Origin of the sequence: Prolixibacter bellariivorans ATCC BAA-1284, from assembly GCF_000621705.1 — a bacterium.
Lineage (GTDB): Bacteria > Bacteroidota > Bacteroidia > Bacteroidales > Prolixibacteraceae > Prolixibacter > Prolixibacter bellariivorans.
Genome location: NZ_JHXO01000005.1, coordinates 90,293 through 108,957 on the forward strand (window position 1 = coordinate 90,293; position 18,665 = coordinate 108,957).

Sequence of the window (18,665 nt, forward strand, 5' to 3'; positions counted from 1 at the left end):
TCATATAATGATTCAGTTAAACTGAGCTTGTGGCGGCTCCGGCTTTTTTCCGGCGCGCACCAGACAGAACTTTCGATAGGATCAGTTTATGGGGAAAAGAGAACAACCGGAATGGACAGATGACTCCCGGCTGAAACGGATTATTACAACCACAAACCGTGATTGATGAAACAACCGACGAACAACTTGACCTGACAGGAATACCTTTCTCCAGGAGAATCTGAATCCAATTATTATCCTGTTACTGAGGAAAACATACGAGGGATTTTGGGGCGAATTGGAAGCGAATTTATTTGGATGGCTGTTTGTATTGTTTAGATTTGTATATTTTACACTTATTCCAAAAATGGAACTTATGCCGAAAAAATGGGGAAAAGTAAGCTTATCATAGTGAAGGGGTTACTCTTTATATATTTGTTGTTTTCAAGTATAGTCTCATTTTCTGCCAATGTTCAGTTTCATGATATGAACAAGAAATTTGGCATTTCTTTAAGAGAGACTAATGAAGTCCTGAAGGATAATTATGGTTTCATTTGGGTTTCTTCCAAAATGGGAGTTTTAAGACTTGCCGAGGACGATTACCACATTTATAAGCTCCCGTACGAAACAGCTGACGTTATTAGCGTTAAACTCGCTTTTAACAAGAAAAAATCGGTTCTTTTTGCCTATACGAACAACGGGCAGATTTTTAAATATAACTCCATCTATGACCGTTTTGATTTGCTGGCCAATCTTAGTAAAATGATGTCCAACCAGTATTTAAGTGTAAATAATGTGCTGGTTAACGACAACAATATCATCTGGCTGGGAACATCGGCGGGGCTTTATCGATATGCTGATGGAAAGCTGAAACAAGTTGGGAAGTACGATACTAATATTCACGGATTGGAATGGTATACAAGAGATCGGTTATTTGTTGCTTATCAAGGTAAGATCATGCTCTTTAATACAATTGATGAAGAAACAGAGCCATTTTATAAAGGAATATCGGAGGGCATCATTGTATCAAAGTTGTTTTATGATAAAGAATCCGATCGACTTTGGGTTGGAACCCTATCTAATGGGATGTTTTATCTTACTACAGATAATAAAGATGTATCCAGCCATAAGATAAATGGTTTACCAAAACAGCCGGTCTTGGCTATTGAGACGAATTCCGATTCAACCATATTAGTTGGGATTGATGGGCAAGGAATTTGGGAGTTGAATAAAAGTAACGATCAGATTCTTAACGTGTACAAACAAGATGCTGATAATCCAACATCTCTTAATGGAAATGGAGTCTACGATATTTTTTGCGATGATTCAAGAAGAGTTTGGGTATGCACATACAGCGGGGGGCTTTCATATTTTGAACAGGCAACTCCTCAGGTTGAGCGAGTGGAGCATATGATTAATAATCATAACTCGCTGGTAGATAATGATGTTAATAGCGTTGTTGAAGATGAGAACCGAAATATTTGGTTTGCAACAAATAATGGGATAAGTCGCTGGGATACAAAAAACAATAAGTGGAGTTCCTATTACGAGAACGAGAAAAAACAAGCGCAGGTTTTTCTTTCACTATCAGAAGACAGTCAAGGAAGAATTTGGGCAGGTACTTATTCTTCGGGTATATATGTGTTGGATAGTCGGAATGGGAGGGAATTGGCACATTATTCCAAGGGAGGTAAAAACTCAAAAATCTCCGTTAACTATGTCTTTAGTATTCTCAACGATTCTCAGGGAGATATTTGGATTGGAGGGGTTCAAGGTGATTTAACTTGTTACTCGGGAAAAGAAAATAAAGTTCGTTCATATTCCAACTTTCCTGTTGATGTTATTAAGGAACTTTCACCTAATAAAATTTTGCTCGGTTGCACGTATGGATTGGTGATGTTGGATAAACGCACCGGAGAAGCGACCAGGTTGTTGGATGGATTTCTGGTCTATGATATTCTGGTACGGGGTGATGTTATCTGGTTGTGTACCAGTGGGGATGGGCTGGTTTGGTATAACATCAAAACTCATAAATCAGGGAAGTTTACTACGAAGACAGGTTTGCCGTCTAATTTCTTGAACAGCATCACTTATGCCAACGGCTTCTTGTGGATAGGTACCGAAAATGGCTTATGTCGTTTCGATCCTAATGACAACAGTGTGCTCGTGTATCCAACGCGTGTGGCGCTTTCTCACGTCTCATTTAACCGGGATGCAAACTATCAACTTAGGGATGGTCGATTGATTTGGGGAACTAATCGCGGAGCCGTGATATTCAATCCCAAGTCAATACGTCGGGTAAACCCCAAAGGAAAAATCTATTTCCAGGATCTTTTAATTTCGGGACGCTCAATTCGTGATATTCCCAAATTCAAATTAAAAAGCCCTCTTGATAGTCTGAAATCTATTTCTCTAAAGTATACACAGAATACGCTGGCTCTTAGTTTAGTATCGGTTGGTACTTCTGTTGCAGATTCGAAATTTTCGTGGAAATTGGAAGGATTGGATAATAAATGGAGTACGCCTTCTGGTAATCATACACTTACTTATGCTAATATCCCGAGTGGAGATTATGTGTTGAAGATCAGGATGTATGATGGTTCAATGTCTCATTTGATTGATGCTCGAGCCATCGTTTTGCATATGATTCCCCCTTTTTGGCAACTGGGTTGGTTTAAGTTTCTGATGTTCCTTTTTGTCATGGGAATAACAATAATTGTTTTTGCCTATTATATCGATAGACTCAAGAAACAGCACTCGGAAGAAAAAATTCGTTTTTTTACAAATACGGTGCATGATATTCGTACTTCGCTGACTCTTATTGGTGCACCTATTGAGGAACTGAATAAAGAGTCGAACCTGAGCAAACTTGGACGCTACTATTTAAACCTGGCAACAGAGCAAACCCGACGCCTATCTTCCGTGGTAACACAGTTAATGGATTTCGAGAAAGTAGATGTTGGAAAGGAGCAGCTTAATCTGACGATGACAGATGTAGTGAAAGTGATTCAAAATAGAATCCAGATGTTTGAATCGCTGGCGAAAAGTAAAGATATAAGCCTTGTCTTTGATTCAGATCAATCGAGGTATGAAGCGGCTTTGGATGAAGTTTTGATTGAGAAAGTTTTGGATAATCTCTTATCAAATGCAATCAAGTATTCTCATCCTAATTCTGAGGTTCACATTAGTTTGGAATGTAACGATAGTAAATGGAGTTTGGAAGTAACAGATCATGGTATTGGTATAAGTAAAAAGGCTCAACGGCAGCTTTTTAAAGAGTTTTACCGGGCAGAGAATGCTATAAACTCAAAAATTGTTGGTTCAGGCATCGGGCTTATACTGACCAGGAATTATATTCATATGCATGGCGGCGATATTTTTTGCACCAGCCAGGAGAATACAGGAACTACATTTCAGGTGGTTATTCCAAAGAAAAAGATATTACCGGATGAAGAGTCCCTCAGAAAAGATGAAAAAAGCAAGAAAATTGGTTCGCCTTTATATTTGGATGACGGGGAGATTGAAGAACCACCTGTTCAGGCTCCGCTAACTAAAATGCGGATCTTGGTGGTTGAGGATAATGATGATTTAAGAGGGTTTTTGAAGAATGCATTTGGGGAACAATTTGAAGTACACGATGCTGGCGATGGTGATGAGGCGTGGAGACTCATTCAGAAAAGTATGCCCGACTTGGTTGTTTCGGATATTATGATGCCTAATATGAATGGCTTCGAATTGTGCCAAAAGATGAAGTTAACTTATGAGACTTCCCATATTCCTGTCATTCTTCTTACATCCATGTCTGCAAAAGCGCAGGAGTTGCATGGTCTGGGTCTTGGGGCCGATGATTATTTGACCAAACCATTTGATGTGTCTGTTTTGATACAGAAGATAAAATCAATTGTTCAGAACCGAAATGCGGTAAGGGAAAAGGCTCTGAAATTAATAAGAAGTGACGAACAGGAATCTATACTGACAAATGAGATGAATGATAAGTTTGTAAAACAGATGTTAGAGGTTGTCAGGGCAAATATTTCCAATACCGAATTCAACAAAGATGAATTTGCATCTGCCATGAACGTGAGTTCATCTCTACTGTACAAAAAGGTTAAATCTCTGACGGATCAATCTCCTACGGATTTTGTAAAAAGCGTTCGGCTGGATCATGCGTTGGAGCTCTTGCAGGAGGGACGTCACACGGTCACAGAGATTAGTGAGCTATGTGGATTCTCCAGTGTCGGATATTTTAGCACTGTATTTAAAAAGCATTTTGGAAAATCCCCGACAGATGTATTGTAGCTCGGTATGGATTGGTCTGGTCGTTGTTGTAGCTGATGTATGTTCGTTAAAATGATATACGAAGAGTTGTCATATATTTTAGTTATTTATGTTTTCGCTAAGTGATTGATATTTAGATTTTAATGTGTTTTGCTTGAGTGTAAAAATCTAAATTTTAAAATCAATATCTAAAATTACAAAAGCATACCATCAAGAAGTTGATTTAACATACAGTTCAGAATTGAGGTGAGATTGCTTGTTGTTAATGGTCATAATATGAGCGTGTTGTGTTGTTTTTTGATTCCTTCCATTTATTTGTGTCTCAAATTTAAAAATCTGTGTCTGTAATTGAAATATCAAAATAATGTCAGGGTTTAGTTTTACGCTAGTACGATAAATGTTTCAAACCTAACATTGTTGCTATGAATAAATTATCATTACGACCAGTAAAGCGTTTGGCTTTTTCTAAAACTAAAATTCCCACACCCTCATTTTTCTATTGTTCAGGAGATTGTGTAGTGTCACTTGTTGTGTGCACGAGTTTGATTACCTGCTGATTCCGGGTGATAAATCAACATTGCCAAATGGCAGGTTGATTTGATTTGGAATGTGATCTGCAATGCGTGGATATTTCAGTATTGCGATGATAGGTATCATTCAAATAGCTTGTTGTGCATAGCTTTAGAAGCTGTATTCGTAAGCGGAGTTATCGAAATACTTATCGGGTATTTTGTGTCTTGGGATCTCTTGTGATTCACTTTACTCCAATTGGCTCAGACAAAAAGCATATCACCTGGATTAGGGATTACTTTTTCATTTCCAGGAATTTTCTGACTTCTTCTGCAGCACACTTATTTGGGATTGATTCTCAAGTGATTTGTAACTACTACTATTGAATAACTAAAATCGATTTAAAATTCAAGCCTATGATTAAGACAAAGAACAACTACTGTATGCCTCTTGGGAGGTCAATGATTATTTGCGACAAAATAGTCACCTGAATATTTCTTGTTAGTGGAAAACTGTCAAAAGATATAGATAATGAAATTAATATAGGAAATGAAAAACAGAAAGATACAATATCAAACAATTTCTTTATCAGCATTAAGATTGAAGTTGTTTGTCTCAGGAATCGGGATTGTCTTATTGCTAATTTGCAGTAGTACATCAGTGTTTGCACAAAACGAGACTTATGTTCACGGTACTGTGGTAGACGAACAGCACGAACCAATTGTCGGAGCTGCAGTTGTGGTAAAAGGAGAGCCAACGATTGGTGTTGTTACTGATGTAAACGGAAAGTTCTCTCTCAGAGTGCCAGAAGGGGCAAAAGCACTCATGGTTTCTTTCATCGGTATGAAGGCACAGGAAATTCCGGTTGATACAAAAAAGAGTATTACTGTTGTCTTAAAGCCTCAATCGGTTCAGTTGAATGAAACAGTTGTGGTTGGATATGGTCAGCAGAAAAAGAAGAGTGTGGTTGGCGCAATAGCGCAGACCAAGGGCGAAGTACTGGAGAAGTCTGGAGGTGTTCCGACTGTGGGGCAAGCTTTAACCGGTAATTTGCCGGGAGTTATAACAGTCTCAACACAAGGAACTCCAGGAGCCGAAGATCCCAAGATTTATATTCGGGGCCAAAGTACGTGGAATAACAGCGACCCGCTGATTTTGGTTGATGGAATCGAACGACCAATGAACAGTGTGGATGTTAGTTCGATTGCCAGTATCTCTGTATTAAAGGATGCTTCGGCTACTGCGGTGTATGGTGTAAGAGGTGCGAATGGTGTAATTTTGATTACCACAAAGCATGGAAAGGAAGGTAAGGCTCAGATCCGGGTTACTACCAATACAACCATGAAATTGCCATCGAAACTGGCGAGTAAATATGACTCTTATGATGCGCTGAATTTGCGAAATCAAGCAATCGAACGTGAATTGGCGCTTTATCCGTCAGCGTGGAATGAATATCTGCCTCAAGAAATACTCAACAAATATCGTAATCCTGCCAATGAAACAGAAAGAGAGCGTTACCCAAACGTAGATTGGCATGACGTGATGATCAAGAAATTTGCCATGGATCATAATGTTAATGTAAATGCTTCGGGTGGTACTTCGTTTGTAAAATACTTCACTTCGGTTGACTATTTATACGAAGGCGATATTTTAAAGAAGATCCCCAATGGAAAATCTTATAGTCCCGGATATGGATATAATCGCCTTAATGTTCGAAGCAATTTGGATTTCAATTTGACTAAAACAACGGTACTTACAGTCAATCTTTCCGGTTCATACGGCGTTAAGCAGGATGCATACGGTCAGGACGATTGGGAATATCGTATATGGAGTAGTATTTACAGTACCCCACCAGACGCCTATTTACCTAAGTATCCGGATGGTTCGTGGGGATACTATTTCAAGCATGAGGTTGATGCTATTAACTCTGCTGCTACAATAGCCAATAACGGTATCCGGAAAATTACAACTACCCGGATTAATACTGATTATACTTTGAAGCAGGATTTAAGTATGATCCTAAAGGGGCTGAATGCAAAAGGTACTTTCTCTTACGATAATACCTTTAAAACCGTCGGAGGAATTTATGACAATGGTAATATCCAGCAAAAATGGATAGATCCTGCTACTGGAGAAGCAACCTATACTCAATATTTAGGCACAAACCAGTTTGACTTTATACCAACGCGTTGGAGCCCCCGGGCTGATGAAACGTATAAAAACAAGTGGGGAGGAAGTGAGAACTACCGCAAGTTGTATTATGAATTGCAGTTAAATTATGGCAGAAAATTCGGTCAGCACGACGTAACAGCGATGGGAGTGTTTAGTCGTGACCAATACGCTACCGGTAGTGAATTTCAGCATTTTCGTGAGGACTGGGTTTCCCGTGTTACTTATAATTATGCATCCAAATACTTTCTCGAGGTAAATGGTGCCTATAACGGATCGGAGAAATTTGGCCCTAACAATCGTTTTGCTTTTTTCCCTTCCGGAGCTGTAGGATGGATGATTAGCCAGGAAGGGTTTATGAAATCATTGAAATTTCTGGATATGCTGAAACTTCGTGCTTCCTATGGATTGGTAGGGGATGACAACGTGAGTGAACGGTGGCTCTACATGACCCAGTGGTCCTACGGAGGTAATACGCATCTGGGGTCAACCAGTTCCGATACCAGTCCCTATACGTGGTGGTCGGAATCTAAAATCGGAAACCCGGATATTCATTGGGAGAAGGTCGCGAAAGCCAACTTTGGGGTAGACTACTCTTTCCTGAATAACTTATTTGCAGGTAGTGTAGACGTTTTTAACGATTATCGGACAGATATTCTGTTGGCAGGCGACCGCCGGGCTGTTCCTTCCTATTTTGGCGGTACACCGGCAATGGCTAACCTCGGTAAGGTTCGGGTAAAAGGTTATGAATTAGAATTACGTGTTAATAAGACATTACCTAACGGAGTTCACCTGTGGGGGAACTTTAATATGTCACATTCGAAAGATCGGGTTATTGAAGCGGATGATCCGCTGCTCAAGGATAATTATCTGAAAACTGAAGGAAAACAGATTGGACAAACCCGTTCAATGATAAGTGACGGTTACTATAATACTTGGGATCAGGTTTACAGTAGTACTCAGTTGAATACATATGATGCAGAGAAGCTACCTGGGAACCTTTATATCGTGGATTTTAATGGCGATGGTGTTATTGACTCTTACGATAATGTGCCCTATGGATATCCCGAGCGTCCTCAGAATACATATAGTGCAAAAGTCGGTGTCGATTGGAAAGGATTTAGTGCTTTTGTGCAGTTCTACGGTGTAAACAATGCCAATCGCTATTTGTCACTGGCCGATTTCTCGGGACATATTGACAGGGCTTACAACAACGGTACCGTTTGGACGAAAGATAATCCGAATGCGAATATACCGATGCCGCGGTGGGATTCTCACATGGCCTATACGGGAACCACTTATTTGTACGATGGATCCTATGTTCGATTGAAGAATGCTGAGATTGCTTATACGTTCAGGAGCAATATATCATCCTGGCTTGACCGAATTGGTGCTAATTCTCTTCGTGTTTATTTGAACGGCGATAATTTATTGTTATGGACGAAGATGCCGGATGATCGTGAAGTTAATATGGGGGCATCTACTGCCTATCCTACCGTGAGACGTATCAATCTTGGGCTTAATTTAACTTTCTAAAACAGGCGTAATGAAAAGATATATAAAAAATATTTTAAGAGGTCTGGTCTTTTTCTCGATAATAGGACTAACCGCTTGTACTAAATTTCTCGACAGGGCACCTGAGGCGGAAGTTTCGTCAACGGATGCTTTTATTAACTTCATTAATTTCCAGGGATATACAGAAATGTTATATAGCTGTGTTCCGGATTATACTTCGGCGACTTGGGCCTGTGACTGGAATATGGGGGACGAAGTTGTTCACAAAGATGGTGGAATATGGTTGGATGACATATTTGATAAGGGAGACTACTGGGGTTGGACAAACAGCGCTTGGATTTCCTGGTTAGATAATGGCTCTGTTGTAACTGGAGCTGGTGATCGGGGGAGAGGCTTGTGGCCCAATGCTTGGTACGCTATTCGTAAAGCTAATTTAGGTTTGGAGAATTTGGATCTGCTAACAGATGCGACTCAGGAGGAGAAGGATCTGATTAAAGGTCAATTGTTGTTTTTCAGAGGCTGGTTCCATTTCGAGCTGATGAGTTACTGGGGAGGACTTCCGTACATAAATCATGTGTTGTCATCCAACGAAAAGCTGGAATTGCCGCGTCTGAGTTATCAGCAGCTGGCCGATAGTGTGGCTCGTGACTTTAGGGAAGCTGCCAACCTTTTACCAGTTGATTGGGATAATACAGAGGCAGGTAAGCTTACACTGGGGAAAAACGAACAACGAATCACCAAGATAACAGCGTTGGGCTATTTAGGCAAAGATTATCTCTATGCAGGAAGCCCCTTGATGAATAAATCTTCTACCGGCAATGCTACTTTTAATGCCGATTATTGTCAGAAGGCGGCAGCAGCATTTGCTGAATTATTGAAGTATGTCGATAGCGGAGCTACTAAAGTAAGGTTGGTTGATTTCTCGAATTACAGCAATCTTTTTTATAGTAGTGGACGAAACGGAGCAATACCTGGATATCCTGAAACCATTTTTCAGTCACCTGTTTATAGCTCTTGGTTTTTAGGTTGTCCCTGGGGGCCAAGTTCTCTTTTTACGGAGGCAAATATTGGTGGTGGTTATTCATCACCGAATGCCCGGTTTGTTGAAAATTATGGTATGGCTAATGGTTTGCCGATCGATGATCCCCAATCTGGTTATGATCCGGCAGATCCCTGGGCTAATCGTGATCCGCGCTTTTACCACGACATTGTTATTGACGGCGATCAGGTAATTAAAGGTTCGGCTCCGGCAGACAAAGAAAAGTATCGTTATGCGGCATTATATAACGGAGGACACAGTCGAAATGCCCAGGCTACAGGTCGTACCGGCTATTTGCTTCGAAAACTTACGCCAATGACGGCCAATAGCATTGATAATTTCCCTGACAATTACATGCACTTGTCCTATATGCGTTTGGCAGATGTTTACCTGATGTATTCCGAAGCAGTTTTGCAAGGATATGGTTCGGCAACTGCTAGTTATCCAGGATATATGACTGCTGAGGAGGCATTCAACAAGGTGAGAACCCGCAGTGGAGCTGGTCCGGTTGCACAGAAATATGTAGCCGACAAAGATAAGTTTATGGGCGAGATTGTCCGTGAGCGTGCTGTTGAACTCGGTTTTGAGGGTGACTTCCGTTTTAATGATCTACGGCGTTGGATGCTTGCGGGAGAATTGAAATATCGGGAAAAAACCGAAGTCGATTTTGACCGTGGTGCTGATGGTAAACCAATCAATATGAAAGAAAAAGTGATTTTGACACGTCCCTTTGAACCCAAAGACTATTGGTTGCCACTGAAAATTGACGATGTATCCCTCTATCCTTCATTTGGTCAGAATCCGGGATGGTAAATAACTTAACTAAAAAAGGAAGAATAATGAAACTTATAAGAATAGGAATGATTTTATTCGGAATGTGCTTCGGTTTCATTGGGGGAGCTGCAGGACAAACTTCCAATATTGAAAATAATGCCATTTCCGGAAATGACTCTTTGGTGCATGTGGTTTACGGAGCCGGTGATAAAACGGTGAATGTAGCATATAGGACTGAAGAAGAGAAAGACGTGTCCGGTGCTATCTCCGTATTGAATCCTTCGGATTACCTGGATAAGGGATATAGTACTAATACGTTGGATGGTGTTGCCGCTTATGTTGGCGGAAATAATCTGTGGAATATGGGAAATGCGTTAGTACTAATTGACGGAGTCCCTCGTTCTATAAATGATGTTACGCCAAGTGAAATAGCGCAGATTACATTTTTAAAAGGCGCTAATGCAGTTGTATTATATGGTAGTCGTGCCGCCAACGGAGTAATTCAGATTACGACAAAACGAGGAAAAGCCGGTAAACGTTGGACTAGTGTTCGTGCTAACGCAGGTGTTAACATGCCGATAGCTTATCCAAAATATCTTGGCTCAGCTGAATACATGAAGTATTACAATCAGGCTTCGGTGAATGATGGACTTGCTCCTTTGTATGATGATGCCACGATTAGTAATTATGCAACTCAATCAAATCCATATCGATACCCGGACGTTAACTACTATTCGTCCGATTATTTGCGCAAGTTGTTTAACACCTATTCCGCTAATGCGCAATTTTCGGGTGGTAACGATCGTGCCCGATTCTATGCAGAGGTTGGCTTTCAGAACCAGAATTCGTTGTTGAAAATTGGTGAAGGAAACAACGAGACGAATAATCGGTTGAACGTGCGTGGTAATATTGATTTAAAGATTAATGACTATATCACTACCTATGTTAATGTCTCAACAGTATTCTATGACAGCCGCTCGGCAAATGGTAATTATTGGAATGAGGCAGCTTCTATTCAGCCTCATCGTTTTTCACCACTTATCCCGATTGATTTAATTTCGAAAACCTCGGATGCTGCTCAGCAGTTGGTGGCTAATAGCCGGCATATTATTGGTGGAAAATATTTGTTGGGAGGCTCTCAGCAATATCTCACAAACCCGATTGCCGATGCATATGCGGCTGGATATACTACTTTCACCAGTCGTCAGTTTCAGTATACTGGCGGAGTTAATGCCGATCTTAACAAGTTTTTGCAAGGCTTGTCCTTTCATGGACAAATGAGTGTCGACTATTCGAATACGTATAATGAATCGATTAATAATACGTATGCTGTCTATGTTCCGACTTGGGACGCTAATAATGACTCCATTACCAGTCTTACCAAATACAATAAAGATAGTAATACCGGTACTCAAAATCTGAGTGACAATTGGAACGATCAGGTGATTGATTTTAATTTTCACTTCGACTATGTGAATACTTTCAAGGAAAAGCATAATGTATCTGCCATGTTAGTTGCTGCGGCAACCCGGCAACGACAAACCGACAATTTCCAGTATGGCACTAACGCCAATCTTGGAGTTCAAATGGCATACAATTATGCGCACAAATACTATGTAGACTTCAGTGGCGCAGTTGTTAACTCGACCAAATTGTCTACCAAAAAACGAGTTGCTTTTTCACCAACGCTGAATTTGGGATGGGTATTGAGCGATGAAGGTTTTCTGAAAGGTTCTGACGTAATTAATCACTTAAAGCTGACCGCCTCCGCTGGTATTGTTAACACCGATTTGGATATTGACAACTATTATTTGTACGATGCTGTTTATGCTCCCACTGCCTATTTTTCATGGCAGGATGGAAACTTCACGAACAGAACGACTACCATTTTACGTGGGGCAAACAGAAATTTGACCTATACCAAGCGAAAGGAAGTCAATTTCGGAATAGAAAGTTCTTTGTTTAACAGGAAACTGGATCTCAAGGCGACTGCATTCTTTATCAAAAAGGATGGAATGCCTGTTCTGGCTTATACACAATATCCGAGTTATTTCTATACTTCTTACCCCGAAACATCTTTTGTGCCTTATACAAATTTTGAAGCAAACGGCTATCATGGATTTGATTTTCAGTTGAATTTCCATAAACAGTTGGGAGAAGTGAATTTGACGATTGGTGCAGCCGGAACCTATGTAAAGACGAAAGCATTGAAGCGCGATGAGCTTTATGAAGACTCGTATCGCAATCGTGCCGGTAAACCGGTCGACGCTATTTTCGGCTTGCAGAGCGAAGGTTTTTTCGCCGACCAAGCTGATATTGATAGCCATGCATTGCAGAAATTTGGTGAGGTCAAGCCGGGTGATATTAAGTACAAAGACCAGAACGGAGACGGTGTGATTGATGAACGAGATGAAGTAATGATCGGACATTGGGGAAGTACGTTTACCGGTGGATTAAATTTTACAGCTCAATGGAAAGACTTGACACTCTTTGTTCTCGGAACAACGTCGATTGGAGGAACAGGCATGAAGAACAGTGACTATTATTGGGTATACGGTGATAGAAAGTATTCAGATGTCGTCCGCGACAGCTGGACTGAAGAAAATAAGAATACTGCAACCTATCCTCGGTTAACTACTCTAAGTGGAAACAATAACTTCCGTAACTCAGATTTCTGGACTTATAGTACTGATCGTGTAGATCTTTCTAAAGTACAGTTGACTTATTCTTTGCCGAAGAGTGTTTTGCAAAACTCTTATCTGAAAGGTTTGAATATTTATGTCAGTGGCTCAAACCTGCTGACTATTTCAAAGAATAGGGATATTCTGCAGCTGAACGTTGGTGGTGTACCCCAGACACGTTTCTACAATATGGGTATCAAAGCTGAATTTTAAGGGACTAAAAAACAGACATGAATATGAAAAAGAAATTAATCATATTATTAGCCATGGCCTTGGTTTTCTCCGGTTGTCAGGATTTCCTGTCTCCCGCTGATGAAAACAACCGTGGCTTGGACGATATATATGGCGATGCAGCATTCGCAGAGGGACTCTTGCTAAACGGCTACGTTAGGCTACCCTCCGGAAGTTATTCATTCAATGATGTTGCCACAGATGATGCGGTAACGAATGACGGAAATAACCAATATCTCTCTATGGCTACTGGTCAATGGTCGGCTATGAATAACCCGATGGAAGAATGGAGCAGCGGTTTTGCAGCCATTCAATATTTAAACAGGATATTGAAAGAAACAGATAAGGTCGATTGGGCGACCACCGGTGAGTACACTAAAGAAATGTTCAATGATCGGACTAAAGGAGAAGCGTATGGATTACGTGCTCTCTTTATGTACTACCTCCTACAGGCTCATGGTGGATGGACTTCAGACGGTAGACTTTTAGGAGTACCGATCCTGACTGAACCTCTGGATGCTAAGTCCGATTTTAATCTCCCGCGTAATACATTTGAAGAGTGTGTGCAGCAAATTTATAAGGACCTCGATCAAGCTGAGAAGTATTTGCCTCTTGACTTTGAGGATATCAATAGCACCAGTGAGATACCAGACAAATATGCAGGCAAAACAAATGTTTCTGATTATAACAGGGTGTTTGGTGCTTATAACCGGCAACGACTAACTGCTCGTATTGTTAAAGCGATACGTGCCCGAGTTTCGATACTGGCAGCAAGTCCTGCCTTTAATCAGGGAACCACTGTTAAATGGTCGGATGCAGCGGATGATGCCGCGAAGGTACTTGATTTGATCGGTGGTGTCTCCGGCATGGCAAGTAATGGAGGCTCCTGGTATGCCAAATCCAACTCCGGTGAGATTGATGGTTTATCCGCGGGGGCTAATCCGGCAGAGGTGCTTTGGAGAACGAATGTAAGTGATGAGAACACTTTGGAATCAGATAATTATCCGCCCAGTCTGTATGGTGAGGGACGAGTTAATCCAACCCAGAATCTGGTAAATGCTTTTCCTATGGCTAATGGTTATCCTATAACAGACGCTGCCAGTGGCTATGATCCCAACAACCCTTACGCGAATCGCGACCCTCGGTTAAACAAGTATGTTGTTGTGAACGGAAGTTCGGAAGGTCCCGGTGGATCGACTGTTTATACCGAGGTAGGAAAAACAGACGACGGACTGGATGCTATTTCAACCTCTACACGTACCGGTTACTATATGCGCAAACTGCTTCGTGAAGATGTCAATCTTGACCCAGTGAATACCAATACACAAAAGCATTATGTTGCGCGTATTCGTTATACAGAGATATTCCTCGATTATGCAGAGGCGGCAAACGAAGCCTGGGGACCAGATGGTGAAGGAACTCACGGATATTCTGCACGTGATGTCATTGCTGCATTACGTGAAAGAGCTGGTATTTCTCAACCTGATGACTATTTGGCATCCATTAGCACAAAGGAGGATATGAGAAAACTGATCCACAACGAAAGACGATTGGAATTATGCTTTGAAGGCTTCCGCTTTTGGGATCTGCGTCGTTGGAAGGAAAGCATTACCGATCCTGCTCAAGGCGTGCGTATTACAAATGGAAATTTCCAGTTTAGTACTGTCGAAAAAAGGCAATATAGTGATTACATGTACTATGGACCGATTCCATACAATGAAATACTTAAAGCAAATAATCTGGAACAGAATGCAGGTTGGTAGTGCTCAGTTACAACTTTAAACTTTAGAACAATGAAAAGGATTTTTTATATCTTATTAATAGCTTTTCCTTTCCTGATGAGTGCTTGCCATAATCAGGACTGGTCGTTCCCTGATTATAAATATACTACGGTGTATTTTCCTTACCAGGCTCCGGTGAGGACATTGGTACTCGGAAAGGATATCTACGACAACACCCTCGATAATGCGCACAAATGCAAAATAATGGCAACTATGGGGGGAGTGTATAATAATAACGTTGACAGGATACTTCACATTGAAGTAGACAATTCGCTCTGTGACAATCTGAAATTTGATGATGCATCCGGAGATGATGTGATCGCTATGCCATCAAATTATTACACGCTTTCAAGTGATAAGCAGCTCGTCATTCCTGCTGATTCCATCGCGGGGGGAATTGAAGTGCAACTTACCGATGCCTTCTTTGCTGATCCCCGTTCGATTAAAAACACGTTTGTTATTCCTGTGCGTATTACATCGGTAGAAAATGCTGATTCAATATTGAGCGGAAAGAGCAGTATGGATAACCCTGATCCGCGGGTGGCTGCTGATTGGACAATTGTTCCTAAGAATTACATTCTTTACGGTGTCAAGTATGTGAATCCTTGGAATGGCAGTTACTTGCGGAGAGGTGTAGACGATGTAAAAGGCAACGGTGGAAACAGTTCTATGGATACGACAATCGTTTATCATCAGGAATATACGGTAGAAGATGAAGTCGTTACCGCCAGAACGTTGTCGATGGATGAGGTTTCTATTGCGCTTAAAACAGTAAACAAAGGAGATGCAACGGAAATGCCGTTCGAGCTCAGAGTTAAAGTCGATGATTCAGGGAAATGCACTGTCACCAATCCGAATTCGGCTGGTTATACTATCTCTGGCAGTGGTGATTTTGTAGAAAATGGAGATTCCTGGGGCGGTGAGAAACACGACGTGATGCACCTGAAATACAACGTCGATTTTGGAACGACAACACATTCATTTACCGATACACTGGTCATTCGGGATCGGAACGTAAAAATGGAAACGTTTACCCCCTATGTTGTCGGCAATTAATCAAATAAGTTAGAGCTATATCATATTGGAGAGGTCTTCAAAGCCTCTCCAATATTTTTATATGAGAAGGCGTGTGTGACATCAGTTGGATGTAGTAACGATTCTGGTTGAAGGCACTTGTCAGTCATTTGGATACGTGATGGGTTCGGTATATGGAAAAATGAAGGTGTCGTCAGCGAAGGATATTACGCAAAGTATGCAAATGTGCCTGGTGCATGACATCACACTAGGAGTGATATGGAGGTCGTCGGGGTTTCATATTGGGAGAGCAGAATTTCTCATCTTATTAAAACATCAAAGTTAAAAACGGTTTATAGCGTGAAAAAGATATTTTTTGTCCTGTTATATATGATTTTATATATGCTGGGGACTAGTGCTGCTCATTGTCAGTCAGTATCATTTAAAACCTACAATAATCCGGTAATTCCGGGCGATCATTCCGACTGTACATTAACAAAAGTTGGACACGACTTTTATACAACGGGCTCATCTTTTAATCCGACTCCGGTTATTTATCACTCGACCGATTTGGTGCATTGGGAAGCTATCGCTCAACCTGTATCAGCAAATTGGAAAGATTATGGCGATAAGCCTCAAGGCGGTTGCTGGGGTGGGCAAATGGTATATTATAATCATAAATACTGGTTCTTTTTTAGCCATGGTGGAATGATGTTCACTACAGCCGATCGGCCAGAGGGCCCCTGGAGTATGCCGGTAAGAGTTCAGAATCCTTCAGAACTGCCTTATTCTTTAGGTTATGATAATTCCATCTTCATTGACGACAATGGGAAATGGTATATGATAGTTAAGAATGGACAGGCGAACAATGGTATTGTTGAACTGGGACCGAATGGGCAGCCGACCGGAGTTGTTTATGATCTTAGTTGGTTGAATGCAAAATCTTCCGATGGAAGTTTCCCTTATAGTTGGGCAGAGGGACCTGTTATGTGGAAGCACAATGGATACTACTATTATTCATTTGCGAGGGATGTAAGTGGCGGGCAAAAATATATGAGGAGTAAGGTTTTAACTGCCGATTCTTCTGCCTGGACAACTCCTGTCGATTTTTTTAATGAAAACGATCAGGGAAAAGCCACTGCCATATTTTCTGGACCGAATCATAGCTCGGCTGCAGTGATGATTGACGATAGTACCAGCTGGGTTGTACACCCTGTATGGGCGCGGGGAAATAAAGGTGAATGGTTTGGCCAGGGCAGGCAAGGATTGTTGAGTCAGGTATACTATGATGCAAATAATAATGCGGTAGCCGATTATCCTTCTAACCGGAGTTTTACGGCACCCAAATTATCTAGTAGCGGAATACCGTGGATGGTTCCCAAAGCTGATTTTTTTACCAGCGACAAGCTTAATCCGGAATGGTCTTTTTTAGGCTATACACCTGATAATACATGGTCCCTGTCTGTTCGTCCGGGTTGGATTCGGTTAACACCGAAATCAATTGACAAACCGAATACAATTATCAAAACCGATCCGGAGCATAACTATTCACTGATAACCCGGGTTGATTTTGCTCCGTCTTCCATCAATGATGAAGCAGGTATCCGTATTATGAACGGGATGGAAAATCTTTTTGCAAAAGTCTTCTGTACGCTAAATTCTGAGGGAAAAGAAGTCGTACGGTTCAGTTTTGATAATACGAGCTATAGTTCAGAAAATCAAACTGAAAATATCATCTGGCTGAAGCTGGTAAGAGATGATCATATACTTTCTGGCTATTACAGTTCAGATGGATTCGATTGGACCAAAGTGGGGCAGGATATCGATGTTTCCAAGCTGGATAGTTACAGTGCCGATTTTGATGGTTGGTGTGGTAACCGGCAGGGATTATATGTACAGGGTAGTAAAAGTGCAGATTTCGATCTGTATATCTATCGGGATGCCTACACGCCCATTCTGGCTGAGTGTCCGGCAAACCAGTCTGGTACCAAGCGTATTCAGGTGTCAGCAGGTGATTATGCATTGGGTGATATTAATAATGGAGACTGGGCCCTTTACGCAGGTGTCGAGTTTGGTGAAGATGATTATGCCAGAAACTGTGATTCTGTAAAGATTACGGCTTCAAGCATTCACGATGCTACAGTAGAGGTTTGGCTGGATTCTATTGGTACGGGAAAGAGGATTGCCTCATGTCATATTTTCAAAACCGGCGGGTTAAATTCATATCATACTTTCTCTGCCAAGACCGATAAAAGTAAAGGAATGCATGATGTTTATCTTCGGTTTCTCGGCCCAGGTGACGAAAATATCATGTCGTTGAGAAATTTGGTTTTTATTACCTCTCCTAGCTCGGAAGTGGTTAATCATTAGGTACTAAGTTCAATAGATACGTATACGGTTCTGCTAGGGAAGGAGCGAGTTCCAGAAGCGAATTATTTCTTTTGAAGAAAAATTGGTGTGTGTATGATTGACTGAACTGAGTTTGGGTGTGGGTAGAACTTCGTTCTTCCAGGTGACGACTGGAAGCAATTTTTCGAAGGGAAATTTCATGTCTCAAATTTGAAGTGAAATATCTCAAATCAAAAGTCTATATGGGGTGGTATCGATAATTTTAGGCATCTAACTTAATTAAGGAGTTTGAATTGAGCCGGATTTTCGTCGAATAATAGATGATCAAGAGGTGTTAATTCTTTC

The 18,665-nt window shown here is 41.1% G+C and carries 7 protein-coding genes; all 7 read left to right on the forward strand.

From position 1 onward, the window contains the following. The first annotated feature begins 465 nt into the window (after nucleotides 1-465). The 7 genes from T426_RS0103605 to T426_RS22615 all read left to right on the forward strand — a co-directional run bounded on the left by T426_RS0103605 (nucleotide 466) and on the right by T426_RS22615 (nucleotide 18,341). Nucleotides 466-4,278, forward strand: a complete 3,813-nt coding sequence (locus T426_RS0103605) for a hybrid sensor histidine kinase/response regulator transcription factor (RefSeq protein WP_244957738.1) — start codon at nucleotides 466-468, stop codon at nucleotides 4,276-4,278. Between the two features lie 1,038 nt (nucleotides 4,279-5,316). Next, the gene (locus tag T426_RS0103610; protein WP_025864151.1) at nucleotides 5,317-8,472 is read left to right on the forward strand and encodes a SusC/RagA family TonB-linked outer membrane protein; all 3,156 of its coding nucleotides are present in this window, start codon (nucleotides 5,317-5,319) and stop codon (nucleotides 8,470-8,472) included. A 10-nt stretch (nucleotides 8,473-8,482) separates the two neighbouring features. Continuing rightward, nucleotides 8,483-10,303 (forward strand): RagB/SusD family nutrient uptake outer membrane protein, encoded by a 1,821-nt coding sequence (locus tag T426_RS0103615; RefSeq protein ID WP_025864152.1) that lies wholly within the window; start codon nucleotides 8,483-8,485, stop codon nucleotides 10,301-10,303. A gap of 26 nt (nucleotides 10,304-10,329) precedes the next feature. After that, nucleotides 10,330-13,158 carry a SusC/RagA family TonB-linked outer membrane protein gene (locus T426_RS0103620; RefSeq protein ID WP_199898526.1) on the forward strand — a complete coding sequence of 943 codons (2,829 nt, stop codon included), beginning with the start codon at nucleotides 10,330-10,332 and terminating at the stop codon, nucleotides 13,156-13,158. Between the two features lie 23 nt (nucleotides 13,159-13,181). Beyond that, nucleotides 13,182-14,939 (forward strand): RagB/SusD family nutrient uptake outer membrane protein, encoded by a 1,758-nt coding sequence (locus tag T426_RS0103625; RefSeq protein ID WP_025864154.1) that lies wholly within the window; start codon nucleotides 13,182-13,184, stop codon nucleotides 14,937-14,939. A 30-nt stretch (nucleotides 14,940-14,969) separates the two neighbouring features. Then, nucleotides 14,970-16,013 carry a DUF5627 domain-containing protein gene (locus tag T426_RS0103630; RefSeq protein ID WP_025864155.1) on the forward strand — a complete coding sequence of 348 codons (1,044 nt, stop codon included), beginning with the start codon at nucleotides 14,970-14,972 and terminating at the stop codon, nucleotides 16,011-16,013. Between the two features lie 318 nt (nucleotides 16,014-16,331). Continuing rightward, nucleotides 16,332-18,341, forward strand: a complete 2,010-nt coding sequence (locus T426_RS22615; protein ID WP_169737669.1) for a family 43 glycosylhydrolase — start codon at nucleotides 16,332-16,334, stop codon at nucleotides 18,339-18,341. The last annotated feature ends 324 nt before the right edge of the window (nucleotides 18,342-18,665 follow it).

What these genes read in the sequence shown, in the direction of transcription:
- T426_RS0103620 (WP_199898526.1), top strand. Translation starts at nt 10,330, where the DNA reads ATGAAACTTATAAGAATAGGAATGATTTTATTCGGAATGTGCTTCGGT.
- T426_RS0103625 (WP_025864154.1), top strand. Translation starts at nt 13,182, where the DNA reads ATGAAAAAGAAATTAATCATATTATTAGCCATGGCCTTGGTTTTCTCC.
- T426_RS0103630 (WP_025864155.1), top strand. Translation starts at nt 14,970, where the DNA reads ATGAAAAGGATTTTTTATATCTTATTAATAGCTTTTCCTTTCCTGATG.
- T426_RS0103610 (WP_025864151.1), top strand. Translation starts at nt 5,317, where the DNA reads ATGAAAAACAGAAAGATACAATATCAAACAATTTCTTTATCAGCATTA.
- T426_RS0103605 (WP_244957738.1), top strand. Translation starts at nt 466, where the DNA reads ATGAACAAGAAATTTGGCATTTCTTTAAGAGAGACTAATGAAGTCCTG.
- T426_RS0103615 (WP_025864152.1), top strand. Translation starts at nt 8,483, where the DNA reads ATGAAAAGATATATAAAAAATATTTTAAGAGGTCTGGTCTTTTTCTCG.